Genomic DNA, 18,204 nt, shown 5'->3' on the forward strand with positions numbered 1-18,204 from the left:
GGGAAAGACGCTCTAGCGGCTTGCGGTCGCCAGGGCCGCACCGAAGCCGACAAAGAGCCCTCCGGTGATGCGGCGGGTCATGGACAGCCGCTTCTCGGAGGTGAGAAAGCGCCGGACGTTTTCGCCTGCATAGGCGATGGCCGCGTGATTGGCCCAGCACAGCACCGCATACGTCACCGACAGAATGATGGTCTGATCCAGGTGGAACCCGCTCTTCGACATGAACTGCGGGAAGAGCGCGGTGATGACCAGAATGGCCTTCGGGTTGGTGATCGAAACCAGAAACGCCTGGCCGAAGAGCATGCGATAGCTCTTTCGGCCTTCCAGATCATTTTCCAGGGTGTTGAATGAGCTTTTGTCGCGCCAGACTTTCACGCCGATGTAGATCAGGTAGGCGGCGCCGATCAGCTTGAGCACCGTGAAGGCCACGGCGGAGGTCGCCATCAGGGCGCCGAACCCAAATGCGACCGCAAAGCCAATACAAACGAGGCCGAGCGCATTGCCGGAAGCGGAGGCCAGCGTCGCATTGCGGCCGAAGCGCAGGGTGTTGTGAATGGCCAGCATCACGCCCGGGCCGGGGCTGATGGCCGGCACGAGGGAGACGGCAATGAACAGGAGCCAGCTTTCAATCGACATGCTCAGATCTCACCCATGGCCGTTCTGAAACGCCTGACGCTTTCGGCAAATCCGTAGATCAGGGCGTCGGCCGTGAAGCCGTGGCCGATGGACATTTCGCGGATGAAGGGTGCGCGAGCAATGAGGGCAGGGATGTTCTCGACCGTCAGATCGTGCCCGGCATTGACGCCCAGGTCCAGGCCGTGGGCAGCCTGCGCGGTCTCGACCACCTTGGTGAGTTCGATCTCCGCCTTTGCCGGGTCGTCGTAGCAGGCACCATATGGTCCGGTGTAAATCTCGATCCGCTCGGCCCCGAGGCTTGCAGCGTGTTTCGGGGCGGACGGATCCGGGTCACAAAACAACGACACGGTGACTGCCCAGTCCTTGGCCGAAGCAATGGCATCTGCCAACCGGGAGGTGTCACGGTCGAACTGCCAGCCGTGGTCCGAGGTTGTCTGATCGGGATCGTCAGGCACGAACAACACCTGGTCCGGCCGGGCTTCCTTCACCAGTTTCAGGAAATCGTCCGAGGGATAACCCTCGAGGCAAAGTTCCTTGTTGGGGAAGCGGTCCTCGATCATCTCCGAGAGCTCGAACACATCCGTCTTGCGAATGTGGCGCTCGTCCGGACGGGGGTGGACCGTGATGCCCTTCGCGCCGGCTTCCATGGCGATGGCGGCGAGGCCTGTCACGCTCGGCCAGGGCAGGTCCCGGCGATTGCGGAGCATGGCGATAGCGTTGACATTTACCGATAGGCGCGAAGGTGTCATCGTTTCAACTCAGGGCTGTTAAAGCTTGAAGTCAGGCGCCTCCCAAACAGGATGAAGCGCTTGAGGGCAGGTTGGAGAAACCTGTGCCTTTGTTCCAAAATTGGCGCAAAACCCCTTGGAGTCAAACGGGAAATTGTCCCTAGGGACAAAGAAGGAGAGGCAGACCGAGAGCCTTTTGCCAGCGATACCTGTCAGCGCCAATCGGTGGACTGCGGGAAATCAGGCTTGCGAAGGAAACGGGAAACGAGTTATCAGTAATGTAATAACATTACAAAATGAGGTTTCCAATGACTGACGACCGCCTGCCCGTCACCGTCCTTTCCGGCTTTCTCGGTGCCGGTAAAACGACCCTCTTGAACCGGGTGCTGAACAACAGGGACGGCCTGCGCGTTGCGGTGATCGTCAACGACATGTCCGAGGTCAACATCGACGCGGACCTCGTACGTGCCGGCGGCGCGGAGCTCAGCCATCCAGATGAGACCCTCGTTGAAATGTCGAACGGTTGCATTTGCTGCACCCTGCGCGATGACCTGTTGAACGAAGTGCGGCGCCTGTCCAGCGAGGGCAAGTTTGATTACCTGCTGATTGAATCGACCGGGATCTCCGAACCTTTGCCGGTGGCGACCACATTCGAGTTTCGCGACGAGGAGGGCCAGAGCCTGTCGGACGTGGCGCGCCTCGACACGATGGTTACGGTTGTTGATGCGGTGAACCTTCTCAATGATTTCTCCAGCCATGACTTCCTCAGTGACCGCGGTGAGACCCTGGGAGAAGAGGATGAGCGCACGCTCGTTCATCTCCTGACCGATCAGATCGAGTTTTCCGATGTCGTGGTGCTGAACAAGGTCAGCGCTGCCAGGTCCGAGCAGGTCGATGCTGCGCGCAAGATCATCCGGAGCCTCAATGCGGACGCCCGGATCATCGAGACGGATTACAGCGAGGTCGCGCCATCCGACATTTTGAACACCGGGCTCTTTGATTTCGAAAAGGCACATGAACATCCCCAGTGGGCCAAGGAGCTTTACGGCTTTGCGGATCATGTTCCGGAAACGGAGGAATATGGTGTCCAGTCTTTCGTCTACCGCGCCCGCCGTCCTTTTGATCCTGCGAAGATCCATGCGCTTTTGAATGCGCCGCTGCCCGGTGTCATTCGCGCCAAGGGGCATTTCTGGATCGGCTCGCGGCCGAACTGGGTGCTCGAGTTTTCCCTTGCCGGCGCCCTGTCGAGCGTCAGTCCGCTTGGGAGCTGGTGGGCGTCGATCCCGCAGGAGCGTTGGCCGGACGACGAGAGGGCCCGGAGCTACGCCAGGTCGCTCTGGGTCGAGCCCTTCGGCGATCGGCGTCAGGAGATCGTCTTCATTGGCGCAGGGATCGACTGGCCGCAGTTGACGCAATGGCTGGACGCTTGTGTCCTTGGAGAAGAGGCGGGCAATGACCTCAGGGCCTTTGCAGGTCTTGCCGATCCGTTCCCCGCCTACCAGCGGTCCGAGGCGGCGGCATGAGCGGCGCGCGCGAACTGGCTCTTGACGTTCCTCAGGAGCGCGCAGCTGCAGCGTCATGGAAGCCATTTGTTGCGTGCGATGTGCTCCACAGCCGTCAACAGGAGGTCCTGCATCAGATTGCGGAACCCGGTGTTGCGGCAGCCATCTGGCAACGACCCGTCGATCCGGGTTTTCAAAGCTGGATCGACACTCTGGCCCAGGACGAGCTGCCCACGCTTCGGACGGTTGTTCCGGCGCATCTGGCCAAGGCTGCCCTGCTTCATGCCTGTGAAATGGTCGGGCTCGAACCGTCGCCGGAGAGGGAATTCTTGATCGAGGATGCAGGAAACCTTGCGCTTGCCGTCGGAAAGACCCTGAATGTTCGTTATGTGCGGATCCGCCTGGACGTCACCAGCGGGACGATGTGCCCCAAGTTCCACGTCGATCAGGTGCGGGCGCGGCTGCTGTGCAGTTATCGCGGCGCGGGCACGGAGTATGTCGCTGAAGCTGATGCCGCCGATCCCGCCCGTCACAAGCGGATGGCGACGGGCGAGGTGGGGCTGTTCAGGGGCGCGCTCTGGTCCGATGAGGAGACCTGCGGGCTCTTGCACCGGTCACCGCATCAGGACGCGGGCGATGCCGCGCGCCTGCTTCTGGTCGTCGAGCCTGCGGAATAAGAAGAGAGCCTATGGAATGAAAAAAAGCCCCGGCATCTGCCGGGGCTTTTGACTTTGGTCTCGATGAATGCCGGATCAAACGCGGTTCAGCAGCCGGGCCCGGATGGTGTTGGGCAGGGCGCGGATTTCTTCGAGGATCGCTTCAGGATCTTCCACATGGCTGTCAACGTCTGTCACCACGTAGCCGATATCCTTGAAGGATTGCAGGTACTGGGAGCAGATGTTGAAGTCGTGCCGGGTGAAGAGATCGGTCAGGGTGCGCATGGCGCCCGGGGCGTTGTGGTGCACCTGGATGAAGCGGGTCGCGTCCGTGCCCTTGGGCAGCTGAACTTCGGCGAAGTTGACGGCGCCAACGGTCGAGCCGACATCGGAATATTCCACCAGACGCTTGGAGACTTCCTCACCGATGCGGGCCTGGGCCTCTTCGGTGGAGCCGCCCACGTGAGGGGTCAGGATGACGTTGTCGAGGCCGCGCAGCGGGCTGACGAACTCGTCGTTGTTGGACTTGGGCTCGACCGGGAAAACGTCGATGGCAGCGCCCGCCAGGTGCTTGGCTTTCAAAGCTGCCGCCAATGCGTCGATGTCGACGACCTTGCCGCGGGCGTTGTTGATGAGGAAGGCGCCCTTCTTCATCTTGGCGATTTCGGTGGCCGTGATCATGTTGCGGGTCTCGGCCGTGTCCGGCACGTGCAGGGACACCACGTCCGATTGCGCCAGCAGTTCGTCCAGGCTCTCGGTCGGTGTGACGTTGCCGTGCTGCAGCTTGTCGGTCATGTCGGAGAAGATGACCCGCATGCCCATGGCTTCGCCCAGGTTGGCGAGCTGGGTGCCGATGTTGCCGTAGCCGACGATGCCCAGGGTCTTGCCGCGCACCTCGTGGGAGCCGGTGGCGGTCTTCATCCATTTGCCCTCATGGGCGGCGCTGGACTTGGGGAAGATGCCGCGCATCAGCATGACGATTTCGGCAATCGTCAGTTCTGCGACAGAGCGTGTGTTGGAAAACGGTGCGTTGAAGACCGGAATGCCGCGCCTGACGGTCGCTTCCAGGTCCACCTGGTTGGTGCCGACGGAAAAACAGCCGACGGCGACCAGGGTGTTGGCCGCCTGCAGGATCTCCTCGGTCACCTGGGTGCGCGAGCGAATGCCGAGAATATGAACGCCCTTGATCTTCTCGATCAGGGCGTCCCGGTCGAGCGCGGTGCTCAGAACCTCGAAATTGGTGTAGCCGTTTTTTTCCAGGATCGCGGTGGCGGTGGGCGAAATGCCCTCCAGCAGCAGCCAGCGAATCTGGTTCTTCGGTCGGGAGAGACCGTGGATCATGGCCCTGTGCCTTTTGTCATGTCTAAACGGAGAGCAAAGACGACGTGGGAGCGTCTTTGACGCGCGTGTCGTATACGCGCTGATCCGTGTCGCGTCCAGCGGCAGGTGGCAATTGCGGCAAGACGTCCAGACCAGATGACCGTTTTGGTGATTGAGAGAGGTGAGAAAAGGGAAGGGGGGAGTGTTTTGGAAGCGCTCTCACTCAAGCGGGCGTTCGAACGTGTAAGATCGAAAGTCGCTTTCGGCCCATTCCAGTCATTCGTTTGTACCGCAGCGAACGGCTGAATTCCGCATCTCGGCCATTAAATGTGGTGCAGAAAATAACCGCTTCGGGCTGGGCGCTGATATTCTCGATGCGTCTGCAAATGACACAAAGTATCGCGTTTGAAATCGCCGCTGACTCTGACTTTGCTCATCACAGCCTCCTTCCTCAAAATTAGGAAAGAATGCGTCTACAATTCTAGGGGCTATTCATACCGTAGGTTTCGCGGAGTAATGCTGTCCCTCCTATTTAGCGAAGGAGGTTTCTACAACTCCGAGACAATTCAGGCCATATTGCCATTGCCTGAGATTCTTACCCGCATGTGAGTGTAAGAAAAAATCAGTTGGAGATGACTTCTCCTTGTCTGCTTCCATGAATTCCTTGGTAACAAAAGGCGAGGTCATCGCACGCAGCAATGCGCTGTAATTGGGTTGAAACGCAATCTCGGAACCTACCTTTACTGGGTGTGCGCTTGTGTCCAACATCAAGTGATCGCTGCTCGCCCCCAGAAGTCTAATGCCTTTCGGCGGAGTAAGACCTTCGGGATCGATGTCCTGGCGGCCGATGGCCAGAATTGATTGGCCAATTGTGCCGAGATCCACGTTTTCCAGGGCGTACCCAAAGGCTGTCTGTTCGATTTTCCCCCAAGGTTGTGACGGCTTTACCTTGGACTCAATGACTTCCGCGACCAGTGAGACAGCATCGGTGTGCAAGCCTGCAATTGGTAACCTTTCAAGAGGATCCAACCCAAGCAAAATTGCCTCGCCCAGCCTCAAGTCATTGATGCGAACAGTGTCCGCCCCCGATAATGCCCACTGGAGATTGCTGGAGTTGCCGCCCGACACGATGCTGGTGACCAGACCGCAAGCGTTCTCAAGCACGTCTGCCAGGCGAGATAGCTCGCCCATATTCCTGCTGTCCGGGGACACGCCGCTGAGGCAGGCTAGATTGGTGCCGATGCCTCTAATGTCGATGTTCGGAAGACACAGGGCCTTGCGCGCAACCTCTTCGAGGTTTTCCGGCATGATACCCTCGCGAAGGTCCCCCAGCTCTATCATAAGGACGACACCATGCCGCCGTCCTGCTTGACCTGCGGCATTCGATAGCGCGGTGACGACATCGAGTTCGGTGTTGAAGCTTATGTCTGCGTGCCTGACGACACGGTCGACCTGACTTGGCATTGGCGAGCGCATGAGCGTCATGGGCGCCGTTATGCCGTCGGCGCGCATTGTCTCGATATTCTCAATCCGGGAATCGCCCAGCGTTTTGACGCCTGCTCGGAGCAGCGTCTTGGCGAACCGGGGATCTCCCATACAGGCTTTGGTAACGCCGGTGACCGAGATGCCCTGAGGTCGCAATCGCGACACTAGGGTCGAGGCATTGAAGTGGATCTTGTCAAGATCCACTACCAACCGTGGTGCTGTCACTGGGCAGCCGCAATTTGCTTTCTTTCAAGTTCTGGGAACGATGACAAGACCATGTCCAGCAGATGTTCGGTTGGACGGGTCAGGGCATCCGTCACCGGAATGCCGAGTTTAGCTTGATATGCGGTGATCGCGTTGCTCACGTCCATGTCAGACATGTCTTCATGATTGATCGTAAGACCTATGACCCTTGTGTCGGCAAAAGCCTCTATGAGGTCGATCTCGGATCGGGGGGAGGGCATCTTCATTTTTTCGAAGTCGCATCGATGCGCTCTGCGCGGCGCATGCTGCAAAATGACACCGTCCGGGACGCTGCCCCGCAGGATGAACGCCGAGGTGCAAAACGCAGGGTGGCTTAAGGCTCCTTGCCCTTCGATAATGATCACGTCTGGGTTTTCGCCCTCACAGGCTTCAATGATGGTGGCTTCCAGCTCGCCGCAGCAAAATTGCGAAGGCACTGCGTCGAGTGCGACACCGTAGCGTGAACCCTGGATTTTTCCGGTCTGGCCAGTGGTGACCATCACTGCCTTGATGCCATGCTCGACAAGTGCACGGGTCAGGACGCTCGCTGTGGTGCGCTTGCCAATGGCACAATCAGTGCCGAGCACTGCAATGCGAGGGCAAGTGAGGTCATTGATGCGACCGCTGAACAGGCGTAGGTCGTTTTTGGCCCGCGGCTTACGAATGTCGAGGATCTCTACGTTTGCCGCTTTGCAGGCTGCGGCAAATTCCGGATCGTCATTGAGAAATTCATGCAGCCCGTTGACGATATTCATGCCCCGGCTGATTGCGTCGAGGACGATCGCACGATCAAACTTCGACAGCACGCCTGTTGCCGGGGCCATTCCATAAATGAAATAGTCGGGCATGCGCTCGCTGTGGTCCAGGGCATCGTCCAGATCGCTAAATATCGGGATTGCATTAGGTTTTTCGTCAAGCACAGCGCCAGCATCGAGACCGGCTTTCTTGCTGTCGATGACTGAAAGGATTTGGTATTTTTCGGAGTGCCGCACCAGGCCGTTGGCCGTCTTTCCATCAAGCAAGCCGAAGTTCGCTTCGCAATAGACAATTGCAGTCGCGGCAGCGTCTTCCTTTAGCACAGGAAGCACATTGTTCGGCATTGCTGCAGTCGTCTTGACGACGGGGAGGTGAATGATTTCGCTGGCAACTTCTGGTCCAGTAAATGGAATAGTAGACATTGTAGCTCCTTGGGCGGACAGTTAGAGCGCGCCTCGTGGTCGTTGAACCACGTGACACCCCCTGACATATTGTTTTGACGCTTATTCAAACTGAGAATTCGGCTTCCACTTTCCTGAATGCGCTCTGCTCGAGAAGGCTTTCGATAGTGCAAGATTGCACAAGCCAACCTTCAGCCTTGGCGCCTGCTGCAGGCGTTGCGAAGGTGCGTGCGATATGGATAGGGCTGCTGCTTTGTCTCCCCTTGGCACCGTGTCGAAGCAGCTTTGAGTGCCGCTTCAAAATTGCCTTGGGAGAGTTCTGTAGAGTGTTTGCGTCGAAGTGGACGCCATCTTGAGCCCGAAAAGTTCTCTTCACGGGCATTGTCTTCGTTATTTTCTGGGAAGCGTGGTCGCCGCCCTGTTGGTTGCCTTGTCGACTAATTCAAATCGTTGAGGATCTCAGCGCAGGCTTTTGCGACGCCTGATCCCGACTTTTCGTTACCGGGTAAAATTGCCCAGCCACCCTCTTCGATAAAGTTGACTTGCTTATAAGTGGATTCTTTCTTGAGGCTTTCCAGATTGCTGGCAGCATCATTTGCTGACTGGAACTTGTCTGCGCAGATCGGCGCCAATACCGCAATGACTGCGTTCTTTGCACCATCAGCAGTCTGTTGTGCAGCCGTGCCGCCTAATACCCAACCACCCCAGCTGAAACCAACAGTTATTGCGAGGCCAGCGCCTAAAGCCGCTCCTTGCAGAAGACGGGTTAGAGACTCCCCTTGAAGTGAGGATGGAAATTGCATGAATTATCCTTTCGCTCGACTGTCGCCGAAACGGGAAAACCGGCGCCAAGATTAGCAGTCGGCTGAATCGTTCTAATTTGAAGAATATTTGGATTTATTTTGATTTTCGAAAAATACAATATCCGATAAATTCGACTATGTCTATTTATTTATTTTGGTTATATTTATTAGTGAGGGAGCTTTTTTTAAATAAATTATCTACACAATCTTTATAAATATTATCATATGTCTATTTTTTTTGATAAAATACTTGTTTTTATTCGTTTTAAAAAAATATAAATAAAATTATATTTGGCTGGAAGTTGGCTGGCATGCTTGATCTCGTCACGAGCGGTTAGCGTTCGGAAGATATCAACTGCCCGACCAAGCCAGGGCAAATTATGCATCCCGCATCCGGGCCCGCGCTCATCTATCAACCTGACTTGACCCGCGATGCAATCCAGGTTGCCGTATTTTCTGCCTCAGACCCGTTGTGGTCATTCTTATTGACTGCAGCGAAAGCCCATTCTCCGCTCATTCAGGGCATTCAATCAGTTTGCGACGAACGGCAGGATTGCAGATCAGACCGAGAAGCGATGAGCTTCCTAACCAAGCGCGCATAACTGCCTAGCAGCCCCTACAGGGTGCAAGGCAGCGCAGAACAAGTCACAAAAAGCCCCTCGCACCGACTTCTCTCGGCCCGGACTGCCGAAAGGGGCAAACCCCACCGTCGTCATGCTGGCCGAGTGCAGCGCGAGCCGGGGTCGGTGAGCCCCCGGGGTGTCCTGGGACGTACGGCTTGGGGGATGTTGGCCTCAGGATCCTGCTTGAAGAAGGCTTCGGCTCTCCGATCCCGGATCTTCGCTTTGCTGCGTCCGGGATGACGAGGAGGTGAGGCGGGTGCAAAAAGCCCGCCGCAGTTTCCGGCGACAGGCCCCAGCGTCAGGCACTAAGGGAAACGCTGTCCTTGCCGCCCCGGACCTGATCCGGGGCCTGACTCATGAGGGGGGAAGGTCCCGGTTCGAGCCCGGGACAGCGGCGTTGTTGCGAGCGATCGCCGATGAAAACCCCTCAGCACCACGCTTGCTGGCGACCCGCCCATTCAGGGCTTTAGAACAGCTTGCGGCGAACGGCAGGTTTGCAGATCAGACCGAGACGCGATGAGCTTCCGAACCAAGCGCGCATAACTGCCGAGCGGCTTCTCGGGGTGCAAAGCAGCGCAGATCAAGTCACAAAAGCCCCTCGCGCCGACGTCTCTTGGCTCGGACGGCCGAAAAGGGGTAAACCGCATCATCGTCATCCCGGCCAAGTTCAGCGCGAGCCGGGATCGGTGAGCCCCGGGGTGTCCAAGGACGCGCGTCTCGGGGATGTTGGCCTCAGGATCTTGCTTCACGAAGGCTTCTGCCCTCCGATCCCGGATCTTCGCTTTGCTGCGTCCGGGATGACGAGGAGGTGAGGCGGGTGCAAAAAGCCCGCCGCAGTTTCCGGCGACAGGCCCCAGCGTCAGGCACTAAGGGAAACGCTGTCTTTGCCGCCCCGGACTTGATCCGGGGCCTGACTCATGAGGGGGGAAGGTCCCGGGTCGAGCCCGGGACGGCGGCGTGGTTGTGAGCGTCCGGCGGTTAAACCCCTTAGGACCGCGCTTGCTGGCGACCCGCCCATTCAGGGCTTTCGATCAGCTTGCGATGATCGGCAGGTTTGCAGATCAGACCGAGAAGCGATGAGCTTTCTAACCAAGCGCGCAGAACTGCCGAGCGGCCCCTACGGTGTGCAAGGCAGCGCAGATCAAGTCACACAAAGCCCCTCGCACCGACGTCTCTTGGCTCAGACCGTCGAAAAGGGGCAAACCCCACCGTCGTCATCCCGGCCAAGCGCAGCGCGAGCCGGGACCGGTGAGCCCCCGGCGTGTCCTAGGACGCACGGCTTAGAGGATGTTGACCTCAGCACACCGCTTCACGAGGGCTTCGGCTCTCCGATCCCGGATCTTTGCTTTGCTGCGTCCGGGATGACGAGGAGGTGAGACGGGTGCAAAAAGCCTGCCGCAATGTCCAGCGACAGGGCCCCGCGTCAGGTTCATGCAAAGGCAAACGCTGTCTTTGCCGCCCCGGACCTGATCCGGGGCCTGACTCATGAGGGGGGGGGGCGGTCCCGGGTCGAGCCCGGGACGGCGACGTTGTTGTGAGCGTCCGGCGATGAAAACCCCTCAGCACCGCGCTTGCTGGCGGCCCGCCCATTCAGGGCTTTCGATCAGCGCGTGACGATCGGCAGGTTTGCAGATCAGACCGAGACGCGTTGAGCTTTCTAACCAAGCGCGCAGAACTGCCGAGCGGCTTCTCGGGGTGTAACGCAGCGCAGATCAAGCCACAAGAAGCCCCTCGCACCGACGTCTCTTGGCTCAGACCGCCGAAAAGGAGCAAACCCCACCGTCGTCATCCCGGCCAAGTGCAGCGCGAGCCGGGACCGGTGAGCCCCCGGGGTGTCCAAGGACGCACGGCTTGGGGGATGTTGGCCTCGGCATTCCGCTTCACGAAGGCTTCGGCTCTCCGATCCCGGATCTTCGCTTTGCTGCGTCCGGGATGACGAGGAGGTGAGGCGGGTGCAAAAGCCTGCCGCAATGTCCAGCGACAGGCCCCCGCGTCAGGCTATTGCAAAGGGGGAGGGTGTCTTTGCCGCCCCGGACCTGATCCGGGGCCTGACACATAAGGGGGGAAGGTCCCGGGTCGAGCCCGGGACGGCGGCGACCTGCTCTGCGGCCCAAGTCGGTTCGTGGCTGATCTTCGCACCGGATTGGAGGACCTGGGTGTCCCAGCTTCGAACATACACCTCGAAACCTTCGGACCAACCGGATGAGGTGACCTTCCGTTCGACCAGTGCTCTGCGGTGTACGCCCGAAAAGAGCCAAACCGGGCGCGCGCATTTGGCACATCGTGAAGCGTCGACTTTATCAGCGCAGGACGCTTCCCCCGACCCGATCAGAGCAAAAAATGACCCTGACACCCGATTCATGGGGTGCCAGGCTCATGCTCTCATCATTTACCAGGTAAATAGGCGTCTACTTGATGTAGAGCATTTCCTGGAAGGTCGGAAGCGGCCAGAGGTCGTCGGCAACCATGCTTTCGAGTTCGTCAACGGTAGCGCGAACAGCAAGCATCTGACGCAACACCTCGTCTTTGATGAACAGGGTATGTGCAGCCACATCACCCTGACTGTGTTCGGCTGCCTTTAACGCTTCCAGGTCAGCAATGCCGGACTGCAGATCTGCGATCAGCGCCGTGATTTTCTTGAGCGTTTCGGAATCAGCCTCAATGCCCACAGCCTTGAGGTTGGCCAGGCTCAGGGCCAATTCCCCCTGATAGCGGATGGCTGCAGGGAACACGACCGTTTTGGCGATCTCAACGACGAGATTGGATTCAACGTTGACCGATGCGATGTATTGCTCGGCATACACCTCATAACGTGAGTGCAGCTCGCGCTCCGACAAGATGCCGTATTTGCCGAACAGTTCAGTGTATTTGGGCTCCAGCAGAACCGGCAGTGCGTCGGCGGTCGTTTTGAGGTTCGGCAGGCCGCGGCTTTCAGCCTCTGCGTGCCACTCGTCAGAGTAACCGTCACCGTTGAACACAACAGTTGAGCATTCCGCCCAAACCGTCTTGATGTAACCCTCTACAGCGGTGCCGAGTTTCTCCGGTGAGCTGGTATCCGCCCCTTCCAGATAGGTAGCCGCCTCGGCGAGCGCCTCTGTCATGATCGCGTTCATGGCAACCATTGGGCCGGCGATCGACTGGTATGAGCCGACTGCCCGGAACTCAAAACGGTTGCCGGTGAAGGCCATCGGGCTTGTCCGGTTACGGTCGCCTGAGTGCTTTGGAATGGTTGGAATAACGTCCACACCCAGGTTGAGCGTGGCTTTCTTGGCAGAAACAGAGCCACCGCTGACAATTGCCTCAAACACGTCATTCAGCTCGTCGCCCAGGAAGATGGACAAGATGGCGGGCGGTGCTTCATTGGCACCCAAACGGTGATCGTTGGAGGCCGATGCCACCACGGCGCGAAGCAGTTTGGCGTGCTTGTAAACCGCGCTGATCATGGCGGTGCAGAACACGAGGAACTGCGCATTTTCCGCAGGTGTGTCGCCTGGATCAAACAGGTTGCCGGCCTTGGAGGAGCCCATCGAGAAGTTGACGTGCTTGCCCGAGCCATTGACGCCTGCGAACGGCTTTTCGTGCATCAGGCAGGCCAGGCCGTACTTGTTCGCCACTTTCTTCAAGATCGTCATGATCATCTGCTGATGGTCAGTGGCAATGTTGGCGTATTCATACACCGGCGCAATCTCAAACTGCCCAGGAGCCACTTCGTTGTGGCGGGTCTTGGTCGGAATGCCCAGTTTGAAGCACTCGCGCTCGACTTCAAACATGAAGGACTGAACGCGTTCCGGGATGGCTCCGAAATAGTGGTCATCAAACTCCTGTCCCTTGGGCGGGGGCGCGCCGAACAGGGTGCGACCGCAAGCCAAAAGATCAGGGCGTGCGTAGAAGAAGTTGTTATCGACCAGGAAATACTCCTGCTCGGCACCTGCTGTCGCCGATACGAACGGTCCGTCGGTCCCGAAGAACTTCAGAACACGCTGGGTCTGTTCGTTGAGCGCCTGCATGGACCGCAGAACCGGGGTCTTTTTGTCCAGCGCTTCACCCGTCCACGACACGAAAGCCGTTGGAATGCACAAGGTGGTGCCGTTCGGGTTCTCGATGATGTAGGCCGGGCTGGTGACATCCCAGATCGTGTAGCCGCGAGCTTCGAATGTTTGGCGAATACCACCGTTGGGGAAGGATGAACCGTCTGGCTCACCCTGGATCAATGCCGTCCCGGAGAAAGTGGCTATCGTTCCGCCGTCACCGTCCGGATCAAAGAATGAGTCATGCTTTTCAGCTGTCAGACCGGTCAGGGGATAAAAGACATGCGCGTAGTGCGTAGCACCCTTGGAAAGGGCCCAGGTCTTCATTGCTTCGGCAACCGCGTCGGCGGTCGAGATATCCAAAGGCTCGCCTGAAGTGATTGTGTTCTTCAGCGATTTAAAGATGGCTTTGGGCAGACGCTGCGCCATTTCATTGAGGGAAAATACATTCTCGCCCCAGACACTGCTGGTTGGGCTGCCTGCATAGTCAATGGTTGACTCATAGCCAGGCGCGGTGGCGATGGAATGAATGGCGTTCAATCGTGCTGCGTTTCCGCTCATATGAATATCCTTTTTAACACTTTAGGGCCGGACGAACCAAAGCGCGCCTCGAGCTCTTGAAGCTATGCGTGGCAAAATGGATGCCACATTCACTATGCGGGAGAAGCTTCGGGAAAATTCACGATATGTGGCCGTTTTGTGGACGCTTCGACCCGTAGCGGGACGCTCTATTCGTCGCGGTCGGCTGATCAATTGCGCCATCTAAGGTCATCTGGCGCATTCCTAGGCAATTGGCAGCCGCTATTTGAGCCTGCTGCCGGGTTGAGCGGCCCTTTTGGGGAATGACCAATGAGCGGCTCAGCAAACTCGTCTATTGGAACGATGGTCGCCTTGTCCGCATCTCCGCCATTAGTTCTGAGTGTCGCGAGCGCTTGCTGGCGACCCGCCCGAGCCACGGCCTGGCGATCAGTTCAGGACGGAGACGGCACGCAGGCGTTGCCTGGCGAAATCGATGAAGGTCCGAACCTTTGCGGGCGCGCGTCTGCCTTCGAGATGGACCAGATGGATCGGTAGCGGTTCCGGTTCATGCTCTTCCAGAATAGGTTGGAGCGTTCCGTCCTGAAGATCCGTGCCGATCTGGTAGGACAGGACCCTTGTCAGCCCCCAGCCTTGCCGGGCAACGGAAATGGCAGCCGCGACACTGCTGACCCGCAGGCGGGGCGTGAGCCGTACGGTCTCTGACTGGTCCTTGCCGAAGCGCCAATCGACAAAGGGGCTGACGGGCGCGGCTGCTACAATTTGGTGCTGGACCAGATCAGCAGGGGTCTTTGGCAGGCCGTTGCGTTTGAAATAGTCCGGTGTTGCGCAGACCATCCGGCGAACCTGTCCGACCCGGACCGCCACCAGTCCCGATGAGGGCAAAGGCCCGATCCGGACGGCAATGTCGAAGCCTTCCTCGACCATGTTGACGACCCTGTCGACCATGACGACATCGGCCGAGACATCCGAGTAGGTGTCGAGAAAATCCGTCAGCACGGGCGCGACATAGATCCGTCCGAACTCATTCGGGCAGGTCAGCCGGAGCACGCCAACTGGGTTTGATGCAGCGCCCGCGGCCGCATCGTCGGCGGCCTGGAGCTGGGCAAGGATGTGGCGGGCGTCCTCCAGGTAGGTCTTGCCGACATCGGTCAGGCGCACACGCCTCGTGGTGCGGGTAAACAACCTTGCGCCCAGACGGTCTTCCAGCGCGTTGATCCCCCGTGTGGCTGACGGTGCGCTCAGGCCCACCCGACGGGCACCTGCCGAAAAGCTCTCGGCCTCGGCGACAGCGATAAAGACCTCAAGGCTTTGCAGTCGGTCCATCGGGCAGCTCATTATTATCATCTGGCGAAACAGTATATTTTGAAATGGCTATATTAATTCGATTTTTGAAACAAGTTACTTCTGAGGCAGAGGCAAGTCAGCAGCGTTCGGAGATGTATCCCTCTTCGCGCTCTGACGCCTTAGCAAAGAAGGATCCAGTCAATGACCACTGCCATAAAGCTTTACCGCAATCCAAAGTCCGGCCACTGCCACCGGGTCGAGCTGATGCTCGCCTTCCTGGGCTTGCCCTATGAGACCATCGATCTGGATATGGCAAATGGGGCGCACAAGGCTCCGGAGTTTCTGAAAATCAGTCCTTTCGGCAAGGTGCCCGCGATCGACGATGGCGGCTACACGCTGGCCGATAGCAACGCGATCCTGACCTACCTTGTGAAGACCTACGCCGCGGGCTCGACCTGGTTGCCGGACGAGGCGAAAGCTGCAGCCGAGGTGCAGCGCTGGCTGACGATCGCAGCGGACAACATCTATTCCGGACCTGCTTCTGCCCGGTTGGTGAAGCTCTTCGGGGTGCCCCGTGATCATGCCGCTGCCGTGAAGAGCGCGCATGACCTCTTTCAGGTGATGGAACCGCATCTCGAAGGGCGCCGCTGGTTGGCCACCGAGGAAATCACCATCGCGGATGTCGCCGGCTACAGCTACATCGCACATGCGCCCGAAGGCGGCGTTGATCTTGCCCCGTATCCGGCCATTCGCGCCTGGCTGGCACGTGTCGAGGCACAGCCGAATTTCGTTGCCATGGCGGCGTCTCCAATCCCGGAACTGGCTTGAAGGGAAACAGGCGCCGGGGCCTCTCTGCCCCGGCAGCATTCTCAAGGACAACCGCAATGACGAAGCTGGCAGAGCGAAATCCCTTTCACGCAGGTGAGCGTGCCGCCCAGCGGCGCGCGGGCGTGGGAGATGTGGCGCAATGGGCGGGCGGTTTTGTGCGCGATTATCTGCCCGAGCAACACCGGGACTTCCATGCGTCCTTGCCGTTTCTCGTTGTCGCAAGCGGTGACACTGCAGGGCGTACCTGGGTCAGTGTGGTCGAAGGGGAAGATGGCTTTGTTCGCTCCCCCGACCCGCGTAGGCTGATATTGAAAACCGGTATGGATCCAACTGATCCGCTGGCGGGCCGGTTTGAAGAAGGCGGCGACATCGGCTTGGTCGGCATCGAATTGGCCAGCCGCCGCCGTAACCGCTTCAGCGGACACTTGCATCCGGTGAAAGACGGCTATGGCATCGACATCCGCCAAACCTTCGGCAACTGCCCCCAGTATATCCATGAGCGCAATTGGACGCGGGTTCGCGGCGCAGCGCATCAGGAGCCTGTGCACTCAAACCAGCTGAGCGACCGGCAGATCGCTCGTATTCGCGCGGCGGACACGCTGTTTATCGGCTCTGGACATCACGCTGCGCAGGGGTGTGAGCAGGGAGGCGCGCAGGGGGATGCCGCCAACGGCTATGATGCCTCCCACCGGGGTGGGCCAGCCGGATTTGTCCAGGTGGTGAGCCCGGTGCAGGTTCAAATCCCCGACTACCCGGGCAACAACTTCTTCAACACGATCGGAAACCTTGTGTCCGATCCGCGCGTCGGGCTGCTCTTCATCGACTTCGAAACCGGTGGGCTCCTGCATCTGTCGGGCCGCGCGAGCGTCGACTGGTCGCCAGATGGGTCAGTAAACCCGGACGCCAGGCGGATGATCACCGTCGAGATTGAGGCGGTGGTCGACAGGCCGGGGGCATTGAGCTTGCGGTGGGAGAGGCTTGACGATCTGTCGCGAAAGCTGCGTCTGGTGCGCAAGACGGCCGAGACATCGGGCATCACGTCCTTCTATCTCGGGGCCGCGAATGGGCGTCCGCTCGATCCGTTTCTGGCCGGGCAGCATCTTCCCGTCACCGTGCAGATCCCCGGTCAGACCGGGATGTCGGGACGCAGCTATTCGCTGTCCGGTGCAGCCTCGGACGGCTCGCATTACCGGCTCAGCATCAAACGCGAAGAGCACGGACTGGTCTCTCGTTTCCTGCATGATCATCTTCACGAAGGGGATGTGATCGAGGCACGGGCACCGTCGGGTGCTTTCACCCTACCGGCAGGGGATGGGCCTGTGGTTCTGGTCAGTGCTGGTGTCGGTCTCACACCGATGCTGTCCATGCTTCATGAATTGGCGGCGGGGTGCAGAACCGGCTGGTACGTGCATGTAGCCCGAAACGGGCGGGAGCACGCGTTCCAAGATGAGGTCGACGCCCTTGTGGCCGGCAACCAGAACATTCGGCAGAAGATTTTCTACAGTCAGCCGGGCGGAGGCGATGTTGCAGGCCGCGACTATGACGTCAAAGGGCGAGTGAAGGCTGCGCAGCTGATCGCGTTGAACCAGGGCGCAAATGCCGATTACCTGCTCTGCGGCCCAAGTCGGTTCATGGCTGATCTTCGAGGCGGATTGGAGGAGCTGGGTGTCCCGGCTTCGAACATACACTTCGAAACCTTCGGACCGACCGGATGAGGTGGCCTTCGGTTCGACCAATGTGTTGCGGCGCCACAGCCTGCTTTGAGCCCGAATCTGATTTTTCCGCAGGACTGCGTTAGTGTCCTCCGGTTGCCAGATCGGGGTAAGTGATGAGCAAAGACTACGACATCAGACAGGCACAGGCGGCGGATGAAGCGGCCGTTCGAGCCTGTGCCGAGGACGCCTATGAACAATATGTGGAGGCGATCGGGAAAAAACCGGCGCCCATGGTCGCGGACTTCGCGTCCCTGATCACGGCGGGATGTGTGCATGTCGCGGTTGAAGGCCCGGCCGATGTCATCGGATTTATTATCTTCTTTCGTGAGGGTGACCACGTCTTGCTTGAAAATGTGGCTGTTCGCTCGGACGCGACCGGACGCGGCATTGGAAAGAGCTTGATTGCACTGTGCGAGCGGACGGCAAAGTCATCAGGGGCAGGATCGGTCAAGCTTTACACCAACGAGAAAATGTCCGCGAATTTGACGATCTATCCGCGTCTCGGATACCGGGAGACAGACCGAAAAACCGAAGACGGATTTCATCGTGTCTACTTCGAAAAGCGCATCTGACGAACGGCTGCAAATCCGGCAGAACTGCGGAGCAGCTTCTCCAGAGTGTAAAGCAGGGCACATCAAGCCACCAAAAGCCCGCCG

Annotated in this window: 13 protein-coding genes; 5 read left to right on the plus strand and 8 right to left on the minus strand. The window is 58.7% G+C overall.

The features are described 5' to 3' along the window. Positions 1-12: 12 nt before the first annotated feature. A complete protein-coding gene (locus IG617_RS08585; protein WP_192108810.1) occupies positions 13-636 on the minus strand; it encodes a LysE family translocator in 624 nt (207 codons plus the stop codon). A gap of 2 nt (positions 637-638) precedes the next feature. Then, positions 639-1,385: a pyridoxine 5'-phosphate synthase gene (locus tag IG617_RS08590; protein ID WP_192108811.1), complete on the minus strand. Its 747-nt coding sequence runs from the start codon at positions 1,383-1,385 to the stop codon at positions 639-641. Positions 1,386-1,672: 287 nt separating this feature from the next. Between IG617_RS08590 and IG617_RS08595 the strand changes: the two genes are divergently transcribed. Both IG617_RS08595 and IG617_RS08600 read left to right on the plus strand, forming a co-directional pair. Next, on the plus strand, positions 1,673-2,887 hold the full coding sequence (locus IG617_RS08595) for a GTP-binding protein (protein ID WP_192108812.1): 1,215 nt from the start codon (positions 1,673-1,675) through the stop codon (positions 2,885-2,887). Then, entirely contained in the window at positions 2,884-3,543 is a 660-nt protein-coding gene (locus tag IG617_RS08600; protein WP_192108813.1) for a DUF1826 domain-containing protein, read from the plus strand. Before IG617_RS08595 ends, IG617_RS08600 begins: the two co-directional genes overlap by 4 nt. 75 nt (positions 3,544-3,618) lie before the next feature. On the opposite strand, the gene serA is transcribed toward IG617_RS08600, so the two are convergent. From serA to IG617_RS08630, 6 genes are all read right to left on the minus strand, one after another. Then, complete coding sequence (gene serA / locus IG617_RS08605) at positions 3,619-4,863, minus strand: phosphoglycerate dehydrogenase (protein ID WP_192108814.1); 1,245 nt, start codon at positions 4,861-4,863, stop codon at positions 3,619-3,621. A 507-nt stretch (positions 4,864-5,370) separates the two neighbouring features. Further along, positions 5,371-6,531, minus strand: coding sequence for an alanine/ornithine racemase family PLP-dependent enzyme (locus IG617_RS08610; protein ID WP_209008361.1), 1,161 nt, complete (start codon positions 6,529-6,531; stop codon positions 5,371-5,373). 17 nt (positions 6,532-6,548) lie between these two features. Continuing rightward, positions 6,549-7,670 carry an N-acetyltransferase DgcN family protein gene (locus IG617_RS08615; protein WP_209008362.1) on the minus strand — a complete coding sequence of 374 codons (1,122 nt, stop codon included), beginning with the start codon at positions 7,668-7,670 and terminating at the stop codon, positions 6,549-6,551. 494 nt (positions 7,671-8,164) lie between these two features. Continuing rightward, positions 8,165-8,530, minus strand: a complete 366-nt coding sequence (locus IG617_RS08620) for a hypothetical protein (RefSeq protein ID WP_192108817.1) — start codon at positions 8,528-8,530, stop codon at positions 8,165-8,167. A 3,031-nt stretch (positions 8,531-11,561) separates the two neighbouring features. Further along, a complete protein-coding gene (locus tag IG617_RS08625; protein WP_192108818.1) occupies positions 11,562-13,742 on the minus strand; it encodes a glutamine synthetase III family protein in 2,181 nt (726 codons plus the stop codon). A 405-nt stretch (positions 13,743-14,147) separates the two neighbouring features. Further along, positions 14,148-15,044: a LysR family transcriptional regulator gene (locus IG617_RS08630; RefSeq protein WP_192108819.1), complete on the minus strand. Its 897-nt coding sequence runs from the start codon at positions 15,042-15,044 to the stop codon at positions 14,148-14,150. Between the two features lie 174 nt (positions 15,045-15,218). On the opposite strand from IG617_RS08630, the gene IG617_RS08635 reads away from it, so the two are divergent. The 3 genes from IG617_RS08635 to IG617_RS08645 all read left to right on the plus strand — a co-directional run bounded on the left by IG617_RS08635 (position 15,219) and on the right by IG617_RS08645 (position 18,120). After that, a complete protein-coding gene (locus IG617_RS08635; RefSeq protein WP_338109962.1) occupies positions 15,219-15,833 on the plus strand; it encodes a glutathione S-transferase family protein in 615 nt (204 codons plus the stop codon). 56 nt (positions 15,834-15,889) lie between these two features. Beyond that, the gene (locus tag IG617_RS08640) at positions 15,890-17,548 is read left to right on the plus strand and encodes an FAD-binding oxidoreductase (RefSeq protein WP_192108821.1); all 1,659 of its coding nucleotides are present in this window, start codon (positions 15,890-15,892) and stop codon (positions 17,546-17,548) included. Between the two features lie 113 nt (positions 17,549-17,661). Beyond that, complete coding sequence (locus IG617_RS08645; RefSeq protein WP_192108822.1) at positions 17,662-18,120, plus strand: GNAT family N-acetyltransferase; 459 nt, start codon at positions 17,662-17,664, stop codon at positions 18,118-18,120. Positions 18,121-18,204: the final 84 nt, after the last annotated feature.

The organism is Roseibium polysiphoniae, assembly GCF_014842925.1.
Taxonomy (GTDB): domain Bacteria; phylum Pseudomonadota; class Alphaproteobacteria; order Rhizobiales; family Stappiaceae; genus Roseibium; species Roseibium polysiphoniae.